The organism is Puniceibacterium antarcticum (assembly GCF_002760615.1).
GTDB classification, from domain to species: domain Bacteria; phylum Pseudomonadota; class Alphaproteobacteria; order Rhodobacterales; family Rhodobacteraceae; genus Puniceibacterium; species Puniceibacterium antarcticum.
On the sequence record NZ_AWWI01000040.1, the window covers coordinates 1 to 23,544 of the forward strand.

Sequence of the window (23,544 nt, forward strand, 5' to 3'; positions counted from 1 at the left end):
CCGCCGCCACGGCCACAGGTGCCACGCGCGGGGGGGCGGTGATCGGCGGTTCCGGCTTCAGCGCCACGCCGCGCGGCGTGTGCGACACGATCAGCGGCTCGGGACGGCGCCCGCGCCCCTTGGTCAGCGGCATTTCCTCGGCAATGCGCACCTCGGGTGAGGCGCGCAGGCGCGACTTGATCACATCGGCGATCTTTGCACGGATACGATCGTCGCCCGGCTCTTCCTGCAGCTCAGGCGACTCGACCTCGGCCAGCTCGGGTTCGGGCACCGGATCATTGCGCTTGATCAGCTGCGGCATGCGCGACAGAAAGCTCGGCTTTTCCACAACCGGCTCCATCACATCCTCGTCCTGCGTGTAATCGTCGTGCATGTACATGTCCGGGCCTCGGCGGCGTACCGAGGGTGTGGGCACATACTGCGGCACATCATCCTGTGCGGCGGCCCAGGCGACGGTGTCGGCCTCTTCCTCGCGGCGGCGGATCCGGCGTTCCACATGCGCCATCTGCATGGCCTGCGCCCCCTGCACCGCCCCGCTGGCACTCCGGCCCAGCAGCGTCAGCAGATTGGCATAGGCCATCACCAGGCTCATCGCAAGGAAACGAGTGATGCCGCGCAGCTCGGGCATGGTAAAGCCCATGACAAAGGCGCCCATCGCCACAATCACCCCACCCAGTACCAGCATCAGCAGCTTGAGCCCGAGGCTCGCCCCCACCGGCAGGACGTTCAGCATCGTGCCCATCATCATGTCGCCGAACATGCCGCCCAGACCAAAATTATGGCTCCACTCGGCGCCCACCGGCTGACCGGCGGCATAGACCGAACAGATCGCAACCCAGATCGGCGCAAAGATCAGACAGGACACAGCGCGCTCTTCGCCCCGGTGGCTGACCATGCGCACCCCCCAGGCCAGCAGAGTCAGCGCCAGCGCCCAGCTGCCCCAGCCCACGATCATGAACAGCGGCGCGGCGATTGATGCCCCGATCCGCCCCATCGCGTTCTGCACGGGTGCATCCGTTGCGGACATGAAACTGGGGTCATCGGGCGTGTAGGACGTGATCATCGCCGCCGCCATGATCCCCAGCACCACGAGCAGAAGGCCCACAAGTTCCTTACCGCGCTTTTCAATCGCGGCCTGCATATCGCTGTCGAAAAGGGGGTCGCGCCCGCGTGCATGATACGCCATGTTCTGCTTTGCCTCTTTTTTTGGTTTTTTTACTCTTGTTGCGGCACTAGTCGCCATACAGACAATCCCGAAGCCGCCCGAGCCCGTCCTTCAAATCTTCCAGCGGCGCCACCATCGCAACGCGGATGAATCCCGCGCCGGGGTTGCCGTCCTGTGTATCGCGCGACAGATAGGCGCCGGGCAGAACCCGCACGCCGGTTTCCTGCCACAGCTTCAGCGCTGCCGCCTCGCCATCCTCGACCGGCAGCCACAGGAAAAATCCGCCCTGTGGCGGCAGATAGCCCGGCACATTGCCGAACATCCGGTCCGCCACGGCGAACTTTTCCTGATACAGACGCCGGTTCTCGATCACATGCGCCTCGTCCGCCCAGACCTTTTCGGCCACGCGCTGCAGCGGCAGCGGCAGCGGCGCCCCGGAATAGGCCCGCAGCTGACGCAGGCGCGCAATGCTTTCCGCGCCGCCCGCCACAAAACCAGACCGCAATCCCGGCAGGTTCGACCGCTTTGACAGCGAATGAAAGATCACCACACGTTCAGGGTCCGCCCCCATGTCGCGCGCCACCTGCAACGCGCCCACAGGCGGCGTGTCACGGTAGATCTCGCAGTAACACTCATCGGCCAGGATCTGGAAATCGTACTTTTCGCCCAGCGCGATCAGCGCTTCCCAATAGGCGCGGTCAGCCACCGCCCCCTGCGGATTCGCAGGCGAGCAGATATAGGCCAGCGCGGTGCGCTCCAGCACATCGGCGGGCAGGCCCGCATAATCCGGCAGGTGCCCGGTTTCAGCCGTGGCAGGAACGAACACCGGCTCGGCCCCCACCGAAATCGCCGCCACCATGTAGACCTGATAAAACGGATTCGGGGTCAGAACCACGGGCTGCTTGCCATGCTTGGTCTCAGGGCACAACGCCATCGCGGCATTGTACAGCCCCTCGCGCGTGCCATTCACCGGCATCACATCCGTGTCCGGGTTCACCGTGACGCCGTAACGCTGCTCGATCCAGGCCGCAATGGCGGCGCGCAACTCGGGCGTGCCCTCGTTCGGGGGATACTTGCCAAACTCATGGGCGTGTTCGGCGATGATGCCGCTCACCCAGTCGGGAAAGGCGTGCTTAGGCTCGCCAATGGTCATATGCGCAACGGGGCCGCCCGGGGCATGGGCGTCCAAAAGGCTCCGCAGGCGCGGAAACGCATAGGCCGGAAGGTTCGAGAACCGCTCGGGAAACATATTCAACTGCCTCTGAACGCGGGATCATGGGTGCCCCGCTTTGCGACAGGATACGGAATGCAGCGGCCTTCGTCCAGAAAAAGCCGGGGGTTATCCCGGCCTGTGGCAGGAAAATCGCATCCCTCTGGCATAGCGGGACAACTTGACGCCCGCCGCACGCGTGTGCAGCACCCCCTCTCCCCTCCCCTGCCGTGCAGGATTCGCAAAATCGCCCCCTTGCGCGCCGCGACCCCCCGGCAGGATCTCGTGCAATTCACGTCAAAGATAAATGAAATCAAAGGCCTTGAACCGCGTGCAAGATATGCCTTGCAATCTTGCCACAATATAATAAGTCAGCCTTATAATATTGTACCCTTAGTGAAAAATCCCCATGCCCCGCGCCATCGACCCCGACACCCTCGGCTTTGTGATCAACGATCTGGCCCGCCTGATGCGCGCCACCTTCGAGGAAGAGATCGAAGCCGCCGCCATCCACATCACCCCGTCAGAGGCGCGCGTACTCGCCCATATGTCGCGCTGTGACGCGCTGCAGCAGACCCGGCTCGCCTGCCTCCTTGGCCTGTCCCCGATGAGCCTGAGCACCTTTATCGACAAACTCGAAGCCCTCGGCCTTGTCGAACGCGCCCCAGACCCCGAGGACCGCCGCGCCAAACTGGTCAGCCTGACCGACGCCGCCACCCCCGTCCTCGCCGAAATCGCACAGGCTGGCGTGCGTGCGCGCAGCCGCGCCACCCGTGGGCTGGACGCCGCGACGCTGGATCAGTTTCGCAAGACCGCCCGCCAGATCCGCGACACCCTGGATGCAGACCGCCGCGCCCGCGCCGGGACCGACAGAAAGCACAGCACATGACCGCCCCCGCCTCCTCCACCACACCGCTGATGTCCGAACGCCGCGTCAGCCTGATCGGCGCGCTGCTGGTCGCCATCGGCCCGGTCTCCATGGCGATCTACACCCCCGCCATGACCGAACTGGTGCAGGCCTTCGGGGTCAGCCCGTCCTCGGTCAAGATGACCCTGACGCTCTATTTCGGCGGCTTCGCCCTGGCTCAGCTGGTCGCAGGCCCGCTGTCCGACGCACTCGGACGCCGCCCGATCATCATCGCCTTCATGGGCATCTACTGCGCCGCCAGCCTGCTGGCCCTCGTGGCGCCCGACATCGAAACCCTGATGACCGCCCGCTTCCTGCAGGGCGTCGGCGCCTCTGCCGGCGTCGCCATCTCCCGCGCCCTGGTCCGTGACCTCTTCAAGGGCGAGGAATCCAGCCGTATCATGAACCTGATCGGCATCATCCTCGCGCTCGGCCCGGCACTGGCGCCCAGCATCGGCGGCGCGCTTCTGGGCCTGTTCGGCTGGCGTTCGACCTTCGTTGTGATGCTTGCCATGGGTCTCGGGATCATTTCGGTTGCGATCTTCGCCCTGCGCGAAACCGTCACCCCCGACCGCAGCCGCCTCAACATCCGCAAGCTTGCCGGAACCTATGTCATGCTGCTCGGGCACCGGCATTTCATGGCAACGGCGCTGGTCATGTCCGGCGCCCTCGGCGCGCTCTACGCACAGGCGACCTTCCTGCCCTTCATCCTGATGGACCGGGTCGGCCTGAGCCCGGCGCAGTTCGGCCTCGGCATGCTCATGCAATCGGGCTTCTTCTTCGCAAGCTCGCTTGCGGTGCGCTATCTGATGGCCCGCACCTCGGCCTACAACCTCGTGGCCCCTGGCCTCGGCTTCATCCTGCTCGGCAGCCTCGGCACCCTGTCCCTCACCCTCGGCGCGCTCAGCTTCCTGCATGTGATGATCCCCGTTGCGATCTACGCCGTGGGCATCGCCTTCATCATGCCCGCCATGTCCACCGCCGCCCTGGCGCCATTCGGGCGCGAGGCCGGCGCCGCCGCCTCGATGCTGGGCTTTTTGCAGATGGGCTCAGGCCTGCTGATTGGCTCGCTCGGCGCATTGATGGGCGACACGGTGCAGGCCATGGCCTTGCTGATCCCGCTGATGGGGCTCACCGCCTGCATCGCCTACCTGGTCTACCGCAGCCACCCGCATCTGGCAGAACCGGAACCCCGCGCCGTCATGCCCGCCCCCCGCGGCTGACCCCCGGCGTCATCTGCCCAAAAATATCCCGGGGGAGTCGCCCGTAAGGGCGACGGGGGCAGCGCCCCCTCCCCCGCTCACAATCAGCGCAGCGCCGCTTCGACCGACAGCGCCAGCCGCAACAATTGCGCCTCGCCCCCGACCTGCCCCAACAGCTGCAGACCGCAGCTCGGCACGCCCGTGGGCAGGGTCATCGCCGCGCCGCCCATCAGGTTGCCCACCCGGGTGTTGCGCAGGGTCAGCAGGTTCTCGGTCACGTAATACTCGCCCTGCTCCATCAGCCGGTCGACCTTGGGCGGCAGGTTGGGCGCGGTCGGGCACAGAACCGCGTCATATCCCGCCATATGCCCAGCCCAGACCGCGCGCGCCGCATCCAGCCGTTGCCAGGCCGCCACGTAATCCGCGCCAGAAAAGGCGCGCCCCCCCTCAAACCGCTCGCGGATCGGCGCAAACATCCGCTCGGGATGCGCCTCGATCACATCGCGCCAGGTGCCCCAGGCCTCCGCAGTATAAAGCACCGGCGCATCGCCCATCGGCCCCACAATCTCGGGCGCCTCCACCGGCTCGATCACCGCCCCCGCCGCGCGCAACCGCTCCAAAGCGCCTTCATAGGCCGCCGCAGGCCCCTCGCGCAGATCCTCCATCACGATGGTCTGCAGCGCCCCGAACCGCCGTCCGCGCAGATCGGGCACACCACCCGTATCCATCGCACCAATGCCCAGCAGCGCCGCAAGCATCTGCGCCGAATCCTCAACCGTCCGGGTCAGCGGCCCCACCGTGTCGAACTTGGCCGCCAGCGGCACGACACCGCTCAGCGACAACAGCCCCGATGTGGTCTTCAGCCCCACAAGGTCGTTCCACCCCGCTGGAATCCGCACCGACCCGCCGGTGTCCGATCCCACAGCCGCCGCCGCCAGACCAAACGCCACAGACGCCGCAGCGCCCGAGGACGATCCCCCCGACACCGCCTCAGGATCATTCACACAAGGCGCGGATGCCGTGACCGGGTTCAGCCCCAGCCCCGAAAACGCCAGCTCTGACATATGCGTCTTGCCCAGACACACCAGCCCCATGGCCGACGCCGTGCGCAACACGTCGGCATCCCGCTCCGGCACCCGGCCTTTCAACAACGCCGACCCCGCCTCGGTCGCAACACCTGCCGTGTCGAACAGATCCTTCCAGCTGACCGGCACCCCGTCCAGCAGCGACAACCGCCGCCCCACCTTGGCGCGCAGACCAGCGGCCCGCGCCTCGGCCAAGGCCCGCTCGGGCGTCACCCGCGCATAAATCCGGTCCCTGTCGGGATGCGCCGCAATCGCGTCCAGAAACACCTGCGCCAGCGCCTCGGGGTCAATCTCGCCCCGCCCGATGCCGCGCCCCAGATCCGATGCGCTCCAAGACGTCCAACCCATCATGCCGTCACTCCTGATTTCCGTGTTTCACCTGACGGTAGCGGCAGTGCGGCGCATGGACAATCCCGCCCGCACGGCCATATTGCAGGGCATGAGCACAGACATGACATATCACAGCGACATCCTTGTCATCGGGGGCGGCCTCAACGGCGCCTGCATGGCGCTCGCTGCCGCACAGACCGGCCTCAGCGTCACCGTGATCGACACACTGGCAGGCGGCGTTCAGTCCGATCCGGCCTTTGATGGGCGCTCCTACGCCCTTGCCCTCACCTCGCAGCGGATGCTGGCCGCCCTCGGGCTCTGGACCGCGCTCGAACACCACGCCCAGCCGATGTTGCAGATCAAGGTCAGCGACAGCCGCGTCGGCGACAGTGCCGCATTCCTCGGGCTGTCGTTCGACGCCGCCGAAATGGGCGACGGCCCCATGGGCTACATGGTCGAAGACCGCCACCTGCGCGCGTCCCTGCTGAGCGCACTGACCGAAACCGACGGCATCACCCACCGCACCGGCGCAACCGTGGTGGCCCAGAACGCCGATGCCACCGGCGCCTCCGTCACCCTCAGCGATGGAGAGATCCTGCGCGCCCGCCTGCTGATCGGCGCCGATGGCCGCCAAAGCGGCACGGCAACCCGCGCCGGCATACGCCGCACCGGCTGGACTTATCGCCAGAACGCCCTCGTCTGCGCCATCGCCCATGAAAAGCCGCACCATGGCATTGCCCACCAGCTGTTTCTGCCCCCCGGTCCGCTGGCGATCCTGCCGCTCACCGAAAACCGCAGCTCGATCGTCTGGACCGAAACCGCCGACATGGCCCGGCGCATCACCGCCCTGTCGGACGAGGATTACCTCAAGGTCCTGCGCCCCCGCTTCGGCGACTTTCTGGGACAGATCAGCCTTGCGGGCGCGCGCTACACCTATCCGCTGGGCCTGACGCTGGCCAATGCGCTGACCGCGCCGCGTCTGGTGCTGGTCGGCGACGCCGCCCACGGCATGCACCCCATCGCGGGTCAGGGCCTGAACGCCGGGCTGCGTGACATCGCGGCGCTGGCGCATGTGATCACACATGCCATCCAGCGCGGCGAGGATTTCGCCAGCCCGCAGGTGCTGGACCGCTACGCCGAATGGCGCCGGTTCGACACGGCCACGCTGGCGCTGGCGACGGATGTGTTCAACAGACTGTTTTCCAATGACAATCCCATTCTGCGCGGATTGCGCGATCTGGGGATGAAGATGGTCAATGCCGCCCCCGACCTGCGCCGCGGCTTCATGCGCGAGGCAGCAGGACTGTCGGGCGACCTGCCCGACCTCATGCGCCGCTAGGCTGCGGGGTCCCGCAGTTGCGATCCCCGGCTTTCCAATCACCGGGCGGTTCTTCTTGGATGCGCCGATCAAAGGGGGCGCTGCCCCCGTCGCCCATACGGGCGACTCCCCCGGGATATTTTGGGGCAGATGAAACAGGGGCTTCTGCCCCCCTGCAGCCTCTTGATCCGTCACAGCAGCTTGTCACATCTGCAAAGCTCACCGAGGCAGCGGGCCGCACGGCCCGCTGTCGAGAGGTCTGTGCGCGCGGCAGGCGCGCGCCGCAGGATCCATTAGGGCGTCCCGCCTTTCACCTGAAGCACCTCATCGCTTTTCGCGTTACAGGCGCAGCCGACATGCCACGAACAGGTGATGAAAGATTAAGGCGGCACGCTTTAGAGCCGCATCACTTGATGCGCTGACCGTTCGCCAGGATCTGGCCGTTGCTCTTGACCTCGATCTTCGACTTCAGGCTGTCCTCACCACTGCCGGGAACCGAGAACATGCTCATCATCATACGCGCGCCCATGGCGTCCTGCTGCGCCACAACGCCCATCGCGATCAACCGGTCGATCAGCGCATTGGCGCCCTGCAGGGTCAGATCCAGCGTTCCCTCGGGCGCAGGCATGCCGTCAAAGGTCACAAGGTCGCTGTTGTCAAAGCTGAAATCGCCGCTGCCCTTCAGCTGAGCGCCAACTGCATCCACCGTCAGATCGTTCAGCGTCAGCGTGTTCAGCTCTCCCGGCACACCGTCGGTCTGCTCGCGCAGGGCAATGGCGTCGGGGTCGAACAGATCCACGAATGGCGTCACCGTGCCGGTCAGATCGACAGACACCGTCGCCGGATCGCGCGGCAGCGTCTTGGCCGGATCAAACAGATTCCACAGCATGTCCGACATGGTGAAGTCGCCGAAGGTCAAACCAAAGGCCATATCCTGCGGTTCGTCTGCAGCTGCCACCGGGATGGTCATGTTAAAGCTGCTCTCGGCCATGTTCACCGCCAGCGGAAAGGGCAGGTCCGGCGTGGTCATGCCGAGCGCCAGATCCTCCGTGCTGCCCTCATAGCTGACCGCATCACCCGACAGGGAAACGCGCAGCTGCGATTCGCCATTGCTCGACTCACCGGTGGTGGTCTTGCCCGCCTCGGTCGCAGAGAACTGCATCGATCCACCGGCAATCGCGATCGTGCCTTCACCTTCCAGCCCCTCGGCAAACATCGCCGCCGGATCTTCGCTGTTCAGATCCAGCGGCAGCGACGTCGTCCCCTCAGACGTCAGATCGTCCATGCGCCCCGAAAACACGCCGCTGCTGGCGGCATCCGGTGTGTTGAAGGCCAAATCATAGGTGACCTCGGCCACGCTCAGCTCTTGTGCAATCTCGCGCATCTCGCCAAGGGCGACGCTCGACTTGCCCTCTACCGTGTTCATCGCGATGTCGAACCGGGCCTCATCACGCCCGACCGGAGCGCCGTCCACCACCAGTTCCGACAGCACAAAGCCCATCACATCAGCGGAATACTCATAAACCATGTCCTCGGGCGTGCCCGACACGATCATCTCCAGTCCGGTTTGCGTGGTGTCCACCACCATATCGACCGGCTCGGACTCTGCCGGGGTCAGGGCCATCGTGATCGGCATTTTCGCAGGAAAGGTCACAGAGACCGATCCGTCGCCAAGATCGCTCAGCACGATCTGATCCGCGGCAAAACGTATGTTGCCCTCTCCTTCGGGCAGATCCATGCTCAGCAGGACATCACTGACGGTCAGCGTCTCGTCCTGAGTGGTCTCATCTGCCGAAACGTCAAAACCGGTGCTGCCCAGATAGGCCGCAAGATCGTCCCAGACCTGCTGGGGCGTCACATCGGCGCAGGCAGGCGCGGCCATAAGAAGTGCGGCAAAGGCACTGCTGCCCAAAAGCTGTGTGGTGCGGTTCATCAAAGGACCCTCTCCGTTCGCAAATCAATCCCCGCAACGTCGGCCACGGGTCATCCCCGGTCAAGGGGCTGGACCCTGACATAAGCTGCCTTTACCAAAGTTGCGAGACGGCAAGAGGAGCAGCCCATGGATATGACAGGTAAAACCGTGATGATCACCGGCGCAAGCCGCGGAATCGGCGCCGAAACTGCGCGGATTTTCGCCGCCGCCGGGGCCAATATCGCGCTGGTGGCGCGCAGTGCCGACGCCATCGCCGAGATCGCGGGCGAAATCGGGCCAAAGGCCGTCGCCATTCCCTGCGACATCTCGCGCTACTGGGAATTGGCGAAAGCGGTCGAAAATTGCCAGACGGCCTTTGGCCGGCTCGACGTACTGATCAACAATGCCGGGGTGATCGACCCCATCGCGCACCTGACCGCCGCCGAACCCGACGCCTGGGATCAGGCCATCGACATCAACCTCAAGGGCGTCTTTCACGGCATGCGCGCCGCAGTCCCGCTGATGAAGGCCGGTGGCGGTGGCACAGTTCTGACCATCAGCTCCGGTGCCGCCCATAGCCCGATCGAGGCCTGGTCGGCCTATTGCGCCTCAAAGGCGGCGGTGAACATGCTGACCCGCTGTCTGGACAAGGAAGAGCGTGAAAATGGTATCCGCGCCATCGGCCTCTCCCCCGGCACCGTCGCCACCCAGATGCAGCGCGAAATCAAGGCATCTGGCATCAACCCGGTCAGTCAACTTGACTGGGATGTGCACATCCCCGCCGACTGGCCAGCGCGCGCTTTGCTCTGGATGTGTTCCGACGCCGCCAACGACTGGCTGGGGGATGAGATTTCCCTGCGTGACGAGGATATCCGCCGCACGGTCGGCCTCATATGATCAACCTCGCACAGGACGGCGGGCTCTGGACGGTCACGATCAACCGTCCGGACAAGGCCAATTCGCTGACACCAGAGATGTTGGAGGAGCTGTGCCGCATCGTCGAATCCGCGCGCGAGGCGCGTGCCCTGATCCTGACCGGTGCGGGCAAGGTGTTCAGCGCCGGCGCTGATCTGGATGCGGCGCGGGCTGGCCTTGCCGTCTCACCCCTCTGGGAACGTCTTTCCGGGGCGCTGCTGCGGCTGAACGGGCTGACCATCGCCGCGCTGAACGGCACCGCCGCTGGTGGCGCGCTTGGCATGGTGCTCGCCTGCGATCTGCGCATCGCCGTGCCCTCGGCAAAAATCTTCTATCCGGTGATGAAACTCGGCTTTTTGCCACAGCCCTCAGACCCCGCGCGCCTGACCACACTGGTCGGGCCGTCCCGGGCCAAGCTGATCCTGATGGCAGGTCAAAAGATCCCGGCCGAAGAGGCGCTGATATGGGGCCTGATCGACCGCATCACCCCACCGGAAACGCTCCTGACCGAGGCTGCGACCCTCGCCGCCGACACGATGGGCGCGACCACGGACCATGCGGCGGCGATCAAGGCGCTGATCCGCTAGGCCGTATCCCAGCCATACGCTTTCCATACGCACTCCATACGGGTTCCATATGCCCCTTTTCGGGCAATCCGCCCCGTTTCCCCGCCCCCCTCAGGGCCGGGGAACATCGTCCCAGCGGTCATCCAGAATCCGCGCCTTGTCACCTTCGGGGTCGTCATACTGACGGTGACGCAGGGTCCAGACAAAGCATCCCAGCCCCAAAAGGCCCAGCGTCACCGACACCGGAATCAGAAAAACCAGCACGTTCATGATGTGGACCTCATCGCATTGGCAGAGACGGTCAGCGACGAAACCGACATGGCAATTGCCGCAATCAGGGGCGATGCAAACCCCGCCATCGCCAGCGGCACCGACACCACGTTATAGGCCAGCGCAAGGCCCATGTTCTGTCCCATCCGGCTGCGTGCCTTGCGCGATTGCGCCAGTGCGGCGCGGATCGGCATCAGGCTGTCCGCCAGTAAAACCACATCCGCCAGCGTGCGCGCCGCATCCAATGCGGACGCCGGGGCAAGCGAGGCATGCGCCACCGCCAGCGCCCCAGTGTCGTTCAATCCGTCGCCGACCATCAGCACCTTATGCCCCTGATCGGCCCGCGCCTGCAGCCAGGCCGCCTTGCCCTCAGGTGTCACACGCGCCTGCGCCTCGCTCAGATTCAGCGCCTTGGCGATCCGCGCCACAGCGGCAGGCGCATCACCCGAAAGCAGCGCAACGCTGATGCCATCGGCCCGCAAGGCGGCAATGCAGGCCGCCGCATCCGGGCGCAGATTTTCGGCAAAGGTAAAGACCACTGGCGCCTTGCCCCCCTGCTGCAACCACACTTCGGACGCCTCCGGTGATGCCTCTTGCGGGGCAACCCACTCGGGCCGACCCAGCCGCAACACCTCGCCATTGCAGCGCGCAGAAACGCCGCTGCCCGCCGTTTCCACCGCATCCTGCACCACAACAGGGGTCAGCCCATGCGCCACAGCTGCCGCACAGATCGCCCGTGACAGCGGATGCGACGATCCCTTGGCCAGACCTGCCGCCAGCGCAAGCGCCTGATCCGACGGTCTATTTTCCAACACCGGCACACCGGTGGTCAGCGTGCCGGTCTTGTCGAACACCACCTCGTCAATCTCGGACAGGCGTTCCAGCGCGGTGCGCGACTTCACCAGCAGCCCCATACGGAACAGCCGTGCGGTCGTCACCGTGGACACCGCCGGCACGGCCAGGCCCAGCGCGCAGGGGCATGTGATCACAAGAACAGAAATGGCCACCTCAAGCGCGCGGCCCACCTCGCCCGTAGCCCACCACCAGCCGATAAAGGCGGCAAGCCCCAGCACGTGAACCGCAGGCGCATAGATCCGCGCCGCACGATCCGCAAGGCCCGCATAACGCGACTTCTGCATCTCGGCCTGCGCAATCAGATCAGCCAGCCGGCCCAGCGTCGTATCCGTCCCCGCCCGGGTGCAGCGCACCAGCAGCGGCGCGGTCAGGTTCATCTCGCCTGCCGCCACCAGCTCTCCGACGTTGCGCAGATCGGGGGCGGTCTCACCGGTCAGGGCGGCGCAATCCAGCTCGGTCCGCCCCTCAAGGATGATCCCGTCCGCCGGGACGCGGCTGCCCGGGGTGACGCGGATCACATCGCCGGGCACCAGCGCATCCGCCCGCACCACATGGTCCAGATCGCCCCGCACCAGCACCGCCTGCGGCGAGGCAAGCGCCGCCAGATCCGCCGCCGCCGATTTCGCCGCATGTCGCCCCAGGTGGTCCAAATAGCGACCCACCAGCAGGAAAAAGGTCAGCGCCAGCGCCGCATCGAACCAGCTGGCACGTTCTGACAGGCCCAAGGCCCCGGCCAGCGACACCGCCGCCGACAGCCCGATGGCCAGCGCAATCGGCACATCCATGTTCAGCCGCCCGACGGACAGCGCCCGAAACGCCGAGGCGAAAAATGGTCGCGCCGCAAACACCACCGCTGGCAAGGCAATCGCCGCCGAAATCAAGTGAAACACCTCCCGCGTCGCATCCGCCGCCCCCGACCACACCGCCACCGACAGCAGCATGACATTCATCATGGCAAAGCCCGCAACGCCGATCCGAATAAGCAGATCCTGCCCCACCGCGCTCTGCCCCGCCAGCGGGCCGGTGTCCAGCATCTGCGCACGATGTCCCAGCCGCGCCAGCGCGTCGATCAGCGTATCCGCGTCCACATCTGGCAGGGCCGAGACATAGGCGCGTTTCTGGGTCAGGTTCACCCGCACATCCTTGACCCCGTGCAACGCGCCCAGGCCATCCTCAACCGAGGCGATGCAGACCGCACAGTGGATATCGGGCAGGTGCAGGGTGATATCGCTCGCCACCGGCACGCTGTCCCGCGCATCGGGCGCCGCCAGACATCCCGGGCAGGCCATGGTCATTTGGCGACACTCACGATCAGATGCTGCTCAAACAGGGTGCCGTCAGTCGCGTGGCCCAGCACATCGACCCGCCACAGGCCCGGCGCCAGATCCAGCGCAGCACTTTGCGCAGTGTCGAAATGCGGCGAAATATCCTCGGCCGATTCCGTCGGGCGACCGACGGTCACGGTCAGATCCTCTGGACGTTGCAGCTGGCCCGCACGATCGGTGATCGTCACGTGCAGATGCCCGTCGCGATACTCGGCTGAAGCGCGCCACCCCAGCGCCTCTTGCGCGTTGCGACGGGCATCGAAGGACTGGCTCGCCACATAGCTGTTGGGCACTTCGAGGCCCGGGAAGGTGCGCACCGCATTATAGGCAAGGGTCAGGTTGACCGCGATGATGATGCCAAAGCCGCCAACGAACATCGCCAGCACATGCCACCCTGTCAGCGGGCGGCCTTCAGTCAGTCCGGTCATTCGTCATCCTTTCCGGTAAAGTTGGTGTCCACCGCCGCGCGTTCGCCCGTTTCCTGGTCCGTGACCCAAAGCCGCAGATCACTGCGCGCATGTGTTGCAAGGTGCGATCCTGCCGGTGCGTCCACATAGACACGCGCCTGTCCCTGACTGTCGGCCGGAATGGCTATCTTGTCGCTGGTGCTGCCTTCGACCGTGATGATCAGATCGGCGTGGTCCAGCGACACATGAAAGATCTGCTCTGTGCCCTGCTTGTTGCGCACGCGCACATCATAGGCGTTGCGGATCGTGCCATCGGCCAGCACCACATGGGTGGGGTTGCGGATCGGCGCGACGGTCATCTCGACATCAGGGCGCAGGAAAAGCGCAAAGATCAGCGCGATGCCTATGCCCGACCAGAGGCCCGCATAGATCAGATTACGGGCCCGCAGAACATGCCGCCAAACCGATTTCGGTTGATCTCCGGCAGCTTCTTTAGGGGCGTCCGACAGGGCGATATAGTCGATCAACCCGCGTGGCTGGCCGGTCTTTTCCATCACCTCGTCACAGGCGTCGATGCACAGGGCACAGGTGATGCAGGCCATCTGCTGCCCGTCGCGGATGTCGATGCCCATCGGGCAGACGTTGACGCAGGCGTTGCAATCAATGCAGTCGCCCTTGTGCTCGGTCAGTACCGGCGCGCTCGGCATTGCAGGCCGACCCGGCATCGGAATCACCGGTGAACGCGGTCCGATCTGCGGCCCGGCCGCCCGGATCGACGCCTCTGCCGCCTCAGCAGCAGCCCGGCGGCGCAGGCCCTTGCCACGCGGCTCTCCGCGCCAGTCGCGATAGGCGACGGTTAGCGTGTCCTCGTCCATCATCGCGGCCTGAATACGCGGCCAGGGGCACATATAGATGCAGACCTGTTCGCGCATGAACCCGCCAAAGACAAAGGTCGTCGCGGTCAGGATGGCAATGGTCATATAGGCGACTGGGGGCGCGCTGAAACTCGCAAGATCCCGCAGCAGGGTCGGCGCGTCGGTGAAATAGAACACCCAAGCCCCGCCAGTCAGCAGGCCAATGATCAGCCAGACCACCCATTTGCTGATCCGCAGCCGCCATTTATGCAGGCTCCACGGCGCCTCATGCAGACGGACACGGGCGTTGCGGTCCCCCTCGATCCAGCGTTCGACCAGGATGAAAAGATCGGTCCAGACCGTCTGCGGGCAGGCATAGCCGCACCAGACCCGGCCCAGGGCAGCAGTGAACAGGAACAGCGCAAGGCCGGCCATGACCAGCATCCCGGCGACGAAATAGAATTCGTGTGGCCAGATTTCGATCATGAAGAAATAAAAGCGGCGGTTGGCCAGATCGATCAGAACCGCCTGATCCGGCATGTCCGGTCCCCGTTCCCAGCGCAGCCAGGGCGTCAGGTAATAGATGCCCAGCGTCACCAGCATCAGCGCCCATTTCAGGCGGCGGAAATAGCCGGACACCCGCCGCGGAAAGATCGGCAGACGGGCGGCATACAACGATTGAGTCGGGTTGGTCATGGTGCGATTCCCATAGAGTTCTGCTGCCTTGTGCCCCATGCAGCGCCGACCGCCATTGACCTTGGTCAAAGCGGCCGGAATTTCAGTGGTGGTTCGGGACTGGACAGCGTGCGTCTTACGCCGCCTTAGAGTTTCGGGAAAGCGGCAAACCGCCCACCGGCCAGCCTCTTTCCTCTGTCGCGCTCTCGGTGGGGGCTTACTCCTCCGTGGTCGCCTCGCCACCGCCCAGCTGGTGCACATAAGCCGCCAGCGCGCGTACTTCTGCCTCGTCCAGCCGCAGGCCCCAGGCGGGCATGACACCGAAACGGGCCTTGCTGATCGTCGTGGTCAGCGTGGCCGTATCGCTGCCATAAAGCCAGATCGCATCCGTCAGGTTGGGCGCACCCATGTCACGGTTGCCCTTGGCATCTTCGCCATGGCAAGCGACACAATTGGCGGAAAACATCTCTCCTCCTGCGCCGGCCAGCGGATCGGCCCCGCTGGACAAGGACTGTACATGCGCCACCAGCGTGTCGATCTCCGGTCGGGTCAGGATCTCGCCAAAAGCGGGCATCTGGCTGTATCGGGCATCGGGATCGTCTTCGTTGCGAATGCCGTGGCGGATCGTGTAGGCAACCTGTTCGATCTGCCCACCCCAAAGCCAGTCATCATCCAGCAGGTTGGGATAGCCCTTGGCCCCCGCGGCCCCTGCGCCATGACACTGCGCGCAGTTGTTGGCGAACAGAGATCCCCCGGCCTGAACCGCAAAGCGGTGCAACGGTTCATTCGCGGCCAGCGTGTTGAGGTCGGTCGCCTCAAGCTCAGCGCGCAAACCCGATTGAGCCTCATCCACCGCAGCGATCTCTTCGGCCACAGCCCCTCGGGTGGACCAGCCCAGCACGCCAGACGTCGCCCCACTGACCATGGGCCAGGCCGGATATAGGATCGTGTAGACCACGGCCCAGACGATGCAGCCGTAAAGCGTCCAGAGCCACCAGCGCGGCAGCGGGTTGTTCAGCTCTTCGATACCATCCCAGCTGTGGCCGGTGGTGCCGATGTCCTTGTCATCCTTATGCGTTGTCATGGGGCACATCCAAACTGGTTTTACAGGCACAGGTGGCACAGTTCTTTGTGCAGGTTACCTTGTCCTCGTTGAAGATTGACCCTGCGGCCTCGGCGTATTGCGTCCGTGCCCCGGGGCGATAGACCCAGAAGATACAGCTGACGAAAAACACGAACATGGCAAGCAGCACCCAGCTGTCGGCGATCTGGCGAAAGATAGAATAGGTTTCCATCAGAAATCTCCTTTGTGCCTCAGCGGCTTGCATCAGGCTGGAAGGTCGAGAAATCGACCAGCGTACCGAGCATCTGCAAATAGGCGACCAGCGCGTCCATTTCGGAAATGCCAGGCTGCCCGTCGAAACTGCGCACCTGGGCGCCGGGATAGCGTTCCAGCAGGCCGTCGTAATCCCCGTCCGGGTTTACCTGCACATTGGCATCCGCCACCGCGTTTTCGATCATCTCATCCGTGTAGGGCACACCGACAAAGCGGTGCGTTTTCATCAGCGCGGTCAAGGTTTCAGGTTCAAAGCGTGTCCGGGTGAGATAATCGTATTTCGGCATCACACTTTCGGGGACCAGCGATTGCGGGTTCGACAAATGCGCCACGTGCCAGTCATCTGAATAGCGCCCGCCAACCCGGGCCAGATCCGGCCCTGTGCGTTTGCTGCCCCACTGGAACGGATGGTCATACATCGACTCTGCCGCCAGCGAGTAATGGCCATAGCGTTCGTTTTCATCCCGCATGGGCCGTATCATCTGGCTGTGGCAGACATAGCAGCCTTCGCGCACATAGATGTCGCGCCCGGCCAGTTCGAGCGGAGAGTAAGGGCGCACGCCCTCCACCTCTTCAATCGTGTTCTCCAGCCAGAACAGTGGTGCGATTTCGACAATCCCGCCAATGGTCACCACTAGGAAGGAAAACACCATCAGCAGGGTCGCATTGCGCTCGATCTTGCTGTGCCGGTCCAGCCATGTTGGTTTTTGTGTCTCGCTCATCGTCATTACTCCGCGGGAATGGCGTTGTTGGGGGCACCCAGATGGGCAGGCGCTTTGCGGACGGTCATCCACATGTTCCACACCATGATCAGCCCACCGATGAGATAGAGACCCCCACCCGCGGCACGAACCACATACATCGGGAACTTGGCGGCAACTGTGTCGGCAAAGGAATTCACGAGGAACCCGTTGGCATCGACTTCACGCCACATCAGGCCTTCCATGATGCCGGTCACCCACATGGACGAGGCATAGAGAACGATGCCGATTGTCGCGAGCCAGAAGTGCCAGTTGATTGCCGAGATCGAATACATCCGTTCGCGACCCCAAAGCTTGGGCGTCAGGAAGTAAAGGCAGCCAAAGGTGATCAGCCCATTCCAGCCAAGCGCGCCGGAATGCACGTGACCAATGGTCCAGTCGGTATAGTGGCTCAGAGAGTTGACCGCGCGGATTGACATCATCGGACCTTCGAAGGTGGACATGCCGTAGAAGGCAAGCGAGGCCACGAACATACGGATGATCGGGTCGGTGCGGATCTTGTCCCAGGCACCTTCCAGCGTCATGAGGCCGTTGATCATCCCGCCCCAGCTTGGCATCCACAGCACGATCGAGAACACCATGCCCAGCGTACCGGCCCAGTCAGGCAGCGCGGTGTAATGCAGGTGGTGCGGACCGGCCCAGATATAAAGGAAGATCAGCGCCCAGAAGTGGATGATCGACAGCTTGTAGGAATAGATCGGGCGTCCTGCCTGTTTCGGCACAAAATAGTACATCATCCCGAGGAAACCAGCGGTCAGGAAAAAGCCGACGGCATTGTGCCCGTACCACCACTGCACCATGGCATCCTGCACGCCGGAAAAGACCTGCACGGATTTGGAGCCGAAGATCGACACGGGGACCGAAAGGTTGTTGACCACGTGCAGCATTGCCACGGTGATGATGAAAGCCAGGTAGAACCAGTTGGCCACATAGATGTGCGGCTCGCGGCGTTTCAGGATCGTGCCGACAAACACGGCAAGGTAGCATAGCCAGACAATGGTCAGCCAGATGTCGATATACCATTCGGGTTCGGCATATTCCTTGGACTGGGTCGAACCAAGCAGATAGCCCGTTGCGGCCAGCACGATGAACAGCTGATAGCCCCAGAACACGAACCATGCGAGGTTCCCACCCCAGAGCCGCGCGGCTGAGGTGCGCTGCACCACATAGAACGACGTGGCAATCAGCGCGTTGCCGCCAAAGGCAAAGATCACCGCAGAGGTGTGCAACGGACGCAGACGGCCAAAGTTCATATAACCTTCGGACCAGTCAAAGTTCAGAACCGGAAAGGCCAACTGAAGCGCGATGAACACGCCCACCAGAAACCCGGTCACGCCCCAGAAGGCGGTCGCCACCACGCCGAACCGCACGGGTCCGTCCATATAGCCGCTGGTGTCCACAACTGGTTTTTCTTCGTCGATCTGCCGCAGCTGCCAGAGGAACATGCCCCCGGCGATCAGCATGATGATGATCGCATGGACCGAATAGGCCAGATCATGCCCGAAATTGGCCGCGATCGCCGCCAACAGCGCGATTACCGCGAACATGGCAAGCTTTAGGTAATCCATGTCAACTGTCCCCAAATGGTTATCTCGGCCGCCTGACAAAATTCAGAGGGCCGCGTCTTGGGCTGAGTATCTTGAGCGCGCGTCGGGTCGCGTTGATCTGAATCAAGGTGAGGGAAGAAAAATAGGATCAGTCTGCCTGCATAAACCGCACCTCCATGAAGGATTGCTGCAATGGACTTTCCGACCCTCTGCACCCTGCTGCCCGAAAGTGGCGCAGCGCAAACCCTTGAAATGGCAATCGCCTGTGCGCGCCGGTTCGAATCGCATCTTGATGTTGTCAGCACAGCAGCGCCTGCGATTGTGACCAGCGACTTTGGCGCCGGATTTGGCGTCAGTGGCGCCATCATCGCCGACACAATCGAGGAAACCCGCGTCCGGCTGCGCGACAGCGACAGTACAGCCCGCACACGTTTATCCCGCGAAGACATAACCTGGACAAGTCAGGCGCTGATGGCCGGAGCAGACGGACTGACGCAGACCGTGAAAGAGGCCTGCCGCTTTGCCGATCTGGCCGTCCTGGCCCGCCCGACCAGCGACAATTTCGAATCCGAAGTCCTTTTTGATGCGGTGCTGTTCGGCAGCGACCTTCCAATCCTGCTGTGCGACGGTTCGGATCTGCCGAATTTTGACAGCATCACCATAGCTTGGGACAGTTCCGATCAGGCATTGGCCGCAACCCGCGCAGCACTGCCCTTGCTGCGGCAGGCCAAGGTCGTGACGATCCTCATGGTGGATCCGCCGCAGTCGACAGAAGGCCGCTTTGCCCCTGGGGAATGCCTTGCAACCTTCCTGTCGCGGCATGACATAGAGTGCAAAATCGAGCTGCTGCCTCGCATGAAGGCTCGGATTGCGGATGTCATGAAACAGCACATCCGCGAAACTCAGGCCGATCTGCTGATCATGGGCGCCTATGGTCATTCAAAGCTGCGCGAACAGCTTCTGGGCGGCGTGACCCGCGAGATGGTCCAGAACTCTGGGGTGTCGTTGTTTCTTGCCCGCTAAGGCTCAGATAACAGGGGTGAAATCATCTTCACCGGCTTCGACCTGCAAACGCTCAAAGTCGGGAATGGAGATATCGCGGCTGTCCGTCAGCGCGATCAGTCCCGCCTTGCGCAGCTGTGTGAGCTGCCGACTGACGGTTTCAATCGTCAACCCAAGGTGGTCGGCAATCGCCTGGCGAGACAGTGGCAGATGCAGCGCGACCGGGGATTTCGGCCCGGAATGCCGCGTGACTGTCGCCTGCCGCCGCGCCAGCGAAACAAGAAACGACGCGATCTTTTCACGCGCGGTCATCCGGCCCAGCGTCACAGCCATCTCGCGGGCCACGTCAAGTTCGTCCAGTGTCATGGACAACAGACGCGTCGCGATATGCGGGGTGTCCCGGACCATCCGTTCGAACTGCATGCGTTCGAACCTGCAAAGCGTAACTTCGCTTACCGCTTCGATGTCGAACAAGGATGTCGCTCGGCCTGGACGTCCGATGAAATCCGCCGGCAGCAGCAGCCCGACGGCCTGCCTGCGCCCATCTTCGAGCGTACGTGACATCGTGGCACAGCCGCTGACAAGCGATGAAAGATGCGCGAGGGATTCACCGGCCGACGCAATCGTGGCCCCCGGCGCATAGGTCCGATAGCTCTTTAGCTGTTCAAGAATTGCAAGCTCATGAGGTTCACAATCTGCACAGACTGCAGAGTGACGGATGGGGCAATTCTGGCAGCTTTCGTTGCGGGGTGCCATGTTCATACCCTTTGTATGACAATATACGCAGGGCTTTACAATCTGCACGTGTTGCATAGCAGGATCTCTTCTGGCGACCCTGTGCCTCCGCACGCCCATGATGTGCTCCCCAATTTGCACTCAGCAGCCCGTGGCCTTTTTCAGGCGGTTCTTTTCACCTCGTGACCTGCTTCCTATATGATCAGAGGTAGGCGAACAGAGGTTCGGAAATGGGATACTTCAAGACAGCAATTTTGATGGCGGCGATGACCGCGCTCTTCATGGGACTGGGTTATCTGCTGGGCGGCGCGGGCGGCGCGATTATTGCGCTGATTTTTGCGGCGGGCATGAACGTCTTCACTTGGTGGTCGTCGGACAAGATGGTGCTGAAAATGCACAATGCCCGCCCCGTCGGCGCGCGGGATCCTAGCGGGCTGTCCCAGCTGGTACGCGAGCTGGCCGACAATGCGCGCCTGCCGATGCCCGCCGTCTATGTCATCGACACGCCCCAGCCAAACGCCTTTGCCACCGGACGCAACCCCGCCAATGCCGCCGTCGCGGTGACCACGGGGCTGATGCAGAGTTTGAGCCGAGAGGAGCTGGCCGGTGTTGTCGCCCACGAGCTCGCCCATATCCGCAACCATGACACGGCGATCATGACCGTGACCGCAACCTTTGCCGGTGCCATTTCGATGCTGGCGAACTTTGCGCTGTTCTTTGGCGGCAGCCGCGAACGGATGGGATTTATCGGCACGCTGGCGATGATGTTCTTTGCCCCGATGGCAGCAGCCCTTGTGCAGATGGCAATCAGCCGCACCCGCGAATATGCCGCCGACAAGGCGGGTGCGGAAATCTGCGGTCATCCGCTCTGGCTCGCCTCGGCTCTGGAGCGGATTCAGGCGGGCGCCTTACGTATCGACAATGTCTCCGCTCAGCGTAACCCCGCAACGGCGCATATGTTCATCATCAACCCGCTGCACGGTGGCAAGCGTGACAACCTGTTTGCCACCCACCCGGCGACCGAGAACCGCGTCGCCGCGCTGCGGCAGATGGCCGGATCAGCACCCGCCGCCCGTGCTCCGCAGAGCGAGACACTTACCGGAACCTCACATATTCCCAACGTGCGCCGTGGCGGCAACAGATCGCAGGGCCCATGGAGCTGAACACGCCCGACAAGCAATTGATGAAACTGTCTCCAGTCTGGGAATATATCGCAGACGGTGTCATGGGCGGCATATCGAAGGGACAGCTGAAGCCCCAGAATCTGAACGGGCGCAATGCGATGCGCCTGACCGGCCAGGTGTCGCTCGACAACAATGGTGGCTTTGTGCAGATGGCCTTTGATCTACGCCCTGACGGATGCGCCTTTGACGCAAGCACTTGGAGCGGCATTGAACTCGATGTGCTGGGCAATAGCGAAACTTATGACCTGCGCCTGCGCACAGATCAACTGAACCGCCCTTGGCAGTCATTCCGAACAGATTTCACCGCACCGTCCAACTGGATAACCCGCCGCGTTGCCTTTGCCGACATGCAACCGCACCGAACCGAACAGCGCTTTAATCCGGCGCATCTGCGTCGGATCGGTGTGCTGGGGATCGGTCGGGAATTTGCTGCGGATGTCGCTGTTTCTGCGGTCCGGCTTTACCGCGACTGAAGCAAGAGCCGAAGACACAGCAGCACCTGCCGCCACAAAGCCGCTCATTGCACGAAACCTGACCACTGCACGTTGTCTGCGGGCATCCTTGGACATCAGATCGCCCAACGGTGTGCCTTACGGGCGCGCGCACCTTGTAGCCCAACCGATGCCGACGCATGCTGAACCCGGAACCGCAAAAGGGAATGTCTAACATGAAAGTCGTCGTAATGGGTGCCGGGGTCATCGGCGTGACCACAGCGTATTACCTTGCCAAAGGTGGGGCACAGGTCACGGTGCTGGACCGTCAGGCCGGCCCGGGACTTGAGACAAGCTATGCCAATGCGGGCGAACTCAGCTATGGCATGACATCGCCTTGGGCGGCGCCCGGCATTCCGGTGAAGGCGCTGAAATGGCTGTTCATGAAACGCCGCCCGCTGTTCATCTGGCCCCTCATCAGCCCCACCATGTGGAAGTGGAGCCTGCAGATGATCGGCAACTGCAACGACGAAAGCTATCGCATCAACAAGGGCAGAATGGTGCGTATTTCGAACTATTCGCGCGATGTGATGCCGGATCTGATCGCCGAAACGGGCATCGAATACGACGGTCGCGCGCAGGGCACGTTGCAGCTGTTCCGCACCGCCAAGCAGATGAAGGGGTCCAAGGCCGATCAGGAGATTCTGGCGGAATACGGCAGCCCTTACGAGGTGTTGGGCCGCGACGCCTGCATCGCCGCCGAACCGGCGCTGGCCGAGGTGCGCGACAAATTCGTCGGTGGCTTGCAGCTGACCGCCGACCGCACCGGGGATTGCAGGATGTTCACCATCGCACTGGCAAAGAAATGTGCCGAAATGGGTGTCGAATTCCAGTATGGCCAGTCCATCCGCGCCATTGCGATCGAGAACGGAAAGGTGGCCGGCGTTGATACCGAAGTCGCCGGGCGCATCACCGGGGATGCCTATGTCTGCGCCTTGGGCAGCTACGGCCCGCGCGTTCTGAACCCCATCGGGGTCAGGCTTCCCGTCTACCCGATCAAAGGCTATTCGGTCACCCTGCCTGTCACCGACGACGCCTATGCGCCGCAATCCACGCTTATGGATGAAACCCACAAGGTTGCGATTACCCGGTTGGGTGACCGCATCCGTGTCGCGGGCACAGCAGAGATTGCAGGCTATTCCAACCGCCTTGGCCCGCATGCGACCGATACGGTCAAACACGTGATCAACGACCTGTTCCCCAAGGGCGGCGATATTTCCAAGGCTGAAGGCTGGACCGGCCTGCGCCCGATGACGCCCGACGGCACACCGGTTCTGGGTGGGTCCAGATATGAAAACCTGTTCCTGAACACCGGTCACGGCACGTTGGGCTGGACGATGGCCGCAGGCTCTGCCCGGGCAGTGGCCGATGTGGTGCTGGGCAAGATGCCCGAAATTTCGATGGAGGGACTGACCGCGGATCGCTACAGTTGATCGCCCAGTGATCCCTTGCGCGTCCCACATTGTCCCGACAGTATTGGACGAGGCACTAG

The 23,544-nt window shown here is 63.3% G+C and carries 22 protein-coding genes; 9 read left to right on the forward strand and 13 right to left on the reverse strand.

Annotation, left to right across the window (positions count from 1 at the left end; translation table 11 throughout):
* Both P775_RS04155 and P775_RS04160 read right to left on the reverse strand, forming a co-directional pair.
* On the reverse strand, window positions 1–1,186 hold a 1,186-nt coding region (locus P775_RS04155), incomplete at its 3' end, for a DNA translocase FtsK 4TM domain-containing protein (protein WP_180287316.1).
* Window positions 1,187–1,232: 46 nt separating this feature from the next.
* Window positions 1,233–2,414 (reverse strand): aminotransferase class I/II-fold pyridoxal phosphate-dependent enzyme, encoded by a 1,182-nt coding sequence (locus P775_RS04160; RefSeq protein ID WP_099909779.1) that lies wholly within the window; start codon window positions 2,412–2,414, stop codon window positions 1,233–1,235.
* A gap of 370 nt (window positions 2,415–2,784) precedes the next feature.
* On the opposite strand from P775_RS04160, the gene P775_RS04165 reads away from it, so the two are divergent.
* Together P775_RS04165 and P775_RS04170 are read left to right on the forward strand one after the other, a co-directional pair.
* On the forward strand, window positions 2,785–3,264 hold the full coding sequence (locus P775_RS04165; protein ID WP_099909780.1) for a MarR family winged helix-turn-helix transcriptional regulator: 480 nt from the start codon (window positions 2,785–2,787) through the stop codon (window positions 3,262–3,264).
* Window positions 3,261–4,505 (forward strand): multidrug effflux MFS transporter, encoded by a 1,245-nt coding sequence (locus P775_RS04170; protein ID WP_245875561.1) that lies wholly within the window; start codon window positions 3,261–3,263, stop codon window positions 4,503–4,505. Before P775_RS04165 ends, P775_RS04170 begins: the two co-directional genes overlap by 4 nt.
* Window positions 4,506–4,588: 83 nt before the next feature.
* Here the strand turns inward: P775_RS04170 and P775_RS04175 are convergent, their stop codons facing one another.
* Window positions 4,589–5,920 (reverse strand): amidase, encoded by a 1,332-nt coding sequence (locus P775_RS04175; RefSeq protein WP_099909781.1) that lies wholly within the window; start codon window positions 5,918–5,920, stop codon window positions 4,589–4,591.
* A 52-nt stretch (window positions 5,921–5,972) separates the two neighbouring features.
* Here P775_RS04175 and P775_RS04180 point away from each other — a divergent pair, with 52 nt between their 5' ends.
* Window positions 5,973–7,238: a UbiH/UbiF/VisC/COQ6 family ubiquinone biosynthesis hydroxylase gene (locus P775_RS04180; RefSeq protein WP_099909824.1), complete on the forward strand. Its 1,266-nt coding sequence runs from the start codon at window positions 5,973–5,975 to the stop codon at window positions 7,236–7,238.
* Window positions 7,239–7,623: 385 nt separating this feature from the next.
* Here P775_RS04180 and P775_RS04185 read toward each other — a convergent pair whose 3' ends face one another.
* Window positions 7,624–9,150, reverse strand: coding sequence for a DUF2125 domain-containing protein (locus tag P775_RS04185; protein WP_099909782.1), 1,527 nt, complete (start codon window positions 9,148–9,150; stop codon window positions 7,624–7,626).
* 126 nt (window positions 9,151–9,276) lie between these two features.
* Here P775_RS04185 and P775_RS04190 point away from each other — a divergent pair, with 126 nt between their 5' ends.
* Both P775_RS04190 and P775_RS04195 read left to right on the forward strand, forming a co-directional pair.
* A complete protein-coding gene (locus P775_RS04190) occupies window positions 9,277–10,026 on the forward strand; it encodes an SDR family oxidoreductase (protein WP_099909783.1) in 750 nt (249 codons plus the stop codon).
* Window positions 10,023–10,631: an enoyl-CoA hydratase/isomerase family protein gene (locus P775_RS04195; protein WP_099909784.1), complete on the forward strand. Its 609-nt coding sequence runs from the start codon at window positions 10,023–10,025 to the stop codon at window positions 10,629–10,631. Before P775_RS04190 ends, P775_RS04195 begins: the two co-directional genes overlap by 4 nt.
* A gap of 90 nt (window positions 10,632–10,721) precedes the next feature.
* On the opposite strand, the gene ccoS is transcribed toward P775_RS04195, so the two are convergent.
* The 8 genes from ccoS to ccoN form a co-directional block, all read right to left on the reverse strand.
* The gene (ccoS, locus tag P775_RS04200; protein ID WP_099909785.1) at window positions 10,722–10,880 is read right to left on the reverse strand and encodes a cbb3-type cytochrome oxidase assembly protein CcoS; all 159 of its coding nucleotides are present in this window, start codon (window positions 10,878–10,880) and stop codon (window positions 10,722–10,724) included.
* On the reverse strand, window positions 10,877–13,030 hold the full coding sequence (locus tag P775_RS04205; protein WP_099909786.1) for a heavy metal translocating P-type ATPase: 2,154 nt from the start codon (window positions 13,028–13,030) through the stop codon (window positions 10,877–10,879). Before P775_RS04205 ends, ccoS begins: the two co-directional genes overlap by 4 nt.
* Window positions 13,027–13,488: a FixH family protein gene (locus tag P775_RS04210; RefSeq protein ID WP_099909787.1), complete on the reverse strand. Its 462-nt coding sequence runs from the start codon at window positions 13,486–13,488 to the stop codon at window positions 13,027–13,029. Before P775_RS04210 ends, P775_RS04205 begins: the two co-directional genes overlap by 4 nt.
* A complete protein-coding gene (gene ccoG / locus P775_RS04215) occupies window positions 13,485–15,017 on the reverse strand; it encodes a cytochrome c oxidase accessory protein CcoG (RefSeq protein ID WP_099909825.1) in 1,533 nt (510 codons plus the stop codon). Before ccoG ends, P775_RS04210 begins: the two co-directional genes overlap by 4 nt.
* A gap of 196 nt (window positions 15,018–15,213) precedes the next feature.
* A complete protein-coding gene (gene ccoP / locus P775_RS04220; RefSeq protein ID WP_099909826.1) occupies window positions 15,214–16,080 on the reverse strand; it encodes a cytochrome-c oxidase, cbb3-type subunit III in 867 nt (288 codons plus the stop codon).
* Complete coding sequence (locus tag P775_RS04225) at window positions 16,067–16,291, reverse strand: cbb3-type cytochrome c oxidase subunit 3 (RefSeq protein WP_099909788.1); 225 nt, start codon at window positions 16,289–16,291, stop codon at window positions 16,067–16,069. Before P775_RS04225 ends, ccoP begins: the two co-directional genes overlap by 14 nt.
* Before the next feature lie 19 nt (window positions 16,292–16,310).
* Window positions 16,311–17,060, reverse strand: a complete 750-nt coding sequence (gene ccoO, locus P775_RS04230; protein ID WP_425439882.1) for a cytochrome-c oxidase, cbb3-type subunit II — start codon at window positions 17,058–17,060, stop codon at window positions 16,311–16,313.
* Window positions 17,060–18,661 carry a cytochrome-c oxidase, cbb3-type subunit I gene (gene ccoN / locus P775_RS04235; protein WP_099909789.1) on the reverse strand — a complete coding sequence of 534 codons (1,602 nt, stop codon included), beginning with the start codon at window positions 18,659–18,661 and terminating at the stop codon, window positions 17,060–17,062. The genes ccoO and ccoN overlap by 1 nt, the downstream gene beginning before the upstream one ends.
* Window positions 18,662–18,832: 171 nt before the next feature.
* On the opposite strand from ccoN, the gene P775_RS04240 reads away from it, so the two are divergent.
* Entirely contained in the window at window positions 18,833–19,663 is an 831-nt protein-coding gene (locus P775_RS04240; RefSeq protein ID WP_099909790.1) for a universal stress protein, read from the forward strand.
* Between the two features lie 3 nt (window positions 19,664–19,666).
* Here the strand turns inward: P775_RS04240 and fnrL are convergent, their stop codons facing one another.
* A complete protein-coding gene (fnrL, locus tag P775_RS04245; RefSeq protein WP_342749635.1) occupies window positions 19,667–20,398 on the reverse strand; it encodes a transcriptional regulator FnrL in 732 nt (243 codons plus the stop codon).
* Between the two features lie 209 nt (window positions 20,399–20,607).
* Between fnrL and htpX the strand changes: the two genes are divergently transcribed.
* The 3 genes from htpX (at window position 20,608) to P775_RS04260 (ending at window position 23,485) form a co-directional block, all read left to right on the forward strand.
* Window positions 20,608–21,540, forward strand: a complete 933-nt coding sequence (gene htpX, locus P775_RS04250; RefSeq protein WP_099909792.1) for a zinc metalloprotease HtpX — start codon at window positions 20,608–20,610, stop codon at window positions 21,538–21,540.
* Between the two features lie 20 nt (window positions 21,541–21,560).
* Entirely contained in the window at window positions 21,561–22,034 is a 474-nt protein-coding gene (locus tag P775_RS04255; protein ID WP_099909828.1) for a CIA30 family protein, read from the forward strand.
* Between the two features lie 194 nt (window positions 22,035–22,228).
* Window positions 22,229–23,485 (forward strand): D-amino acid dehydrogenase, encoded by a 1,257-nt coding sequence (locus P775_RS04260; RefSeq protein ID WP_099909793.1) that lies wholly within the window; start codon window positions 22,229–22,231, stop codon window positions 23,483–23,485.
* Window positions 23,486–23,544 lie beyond the last annotated feature (59 nt).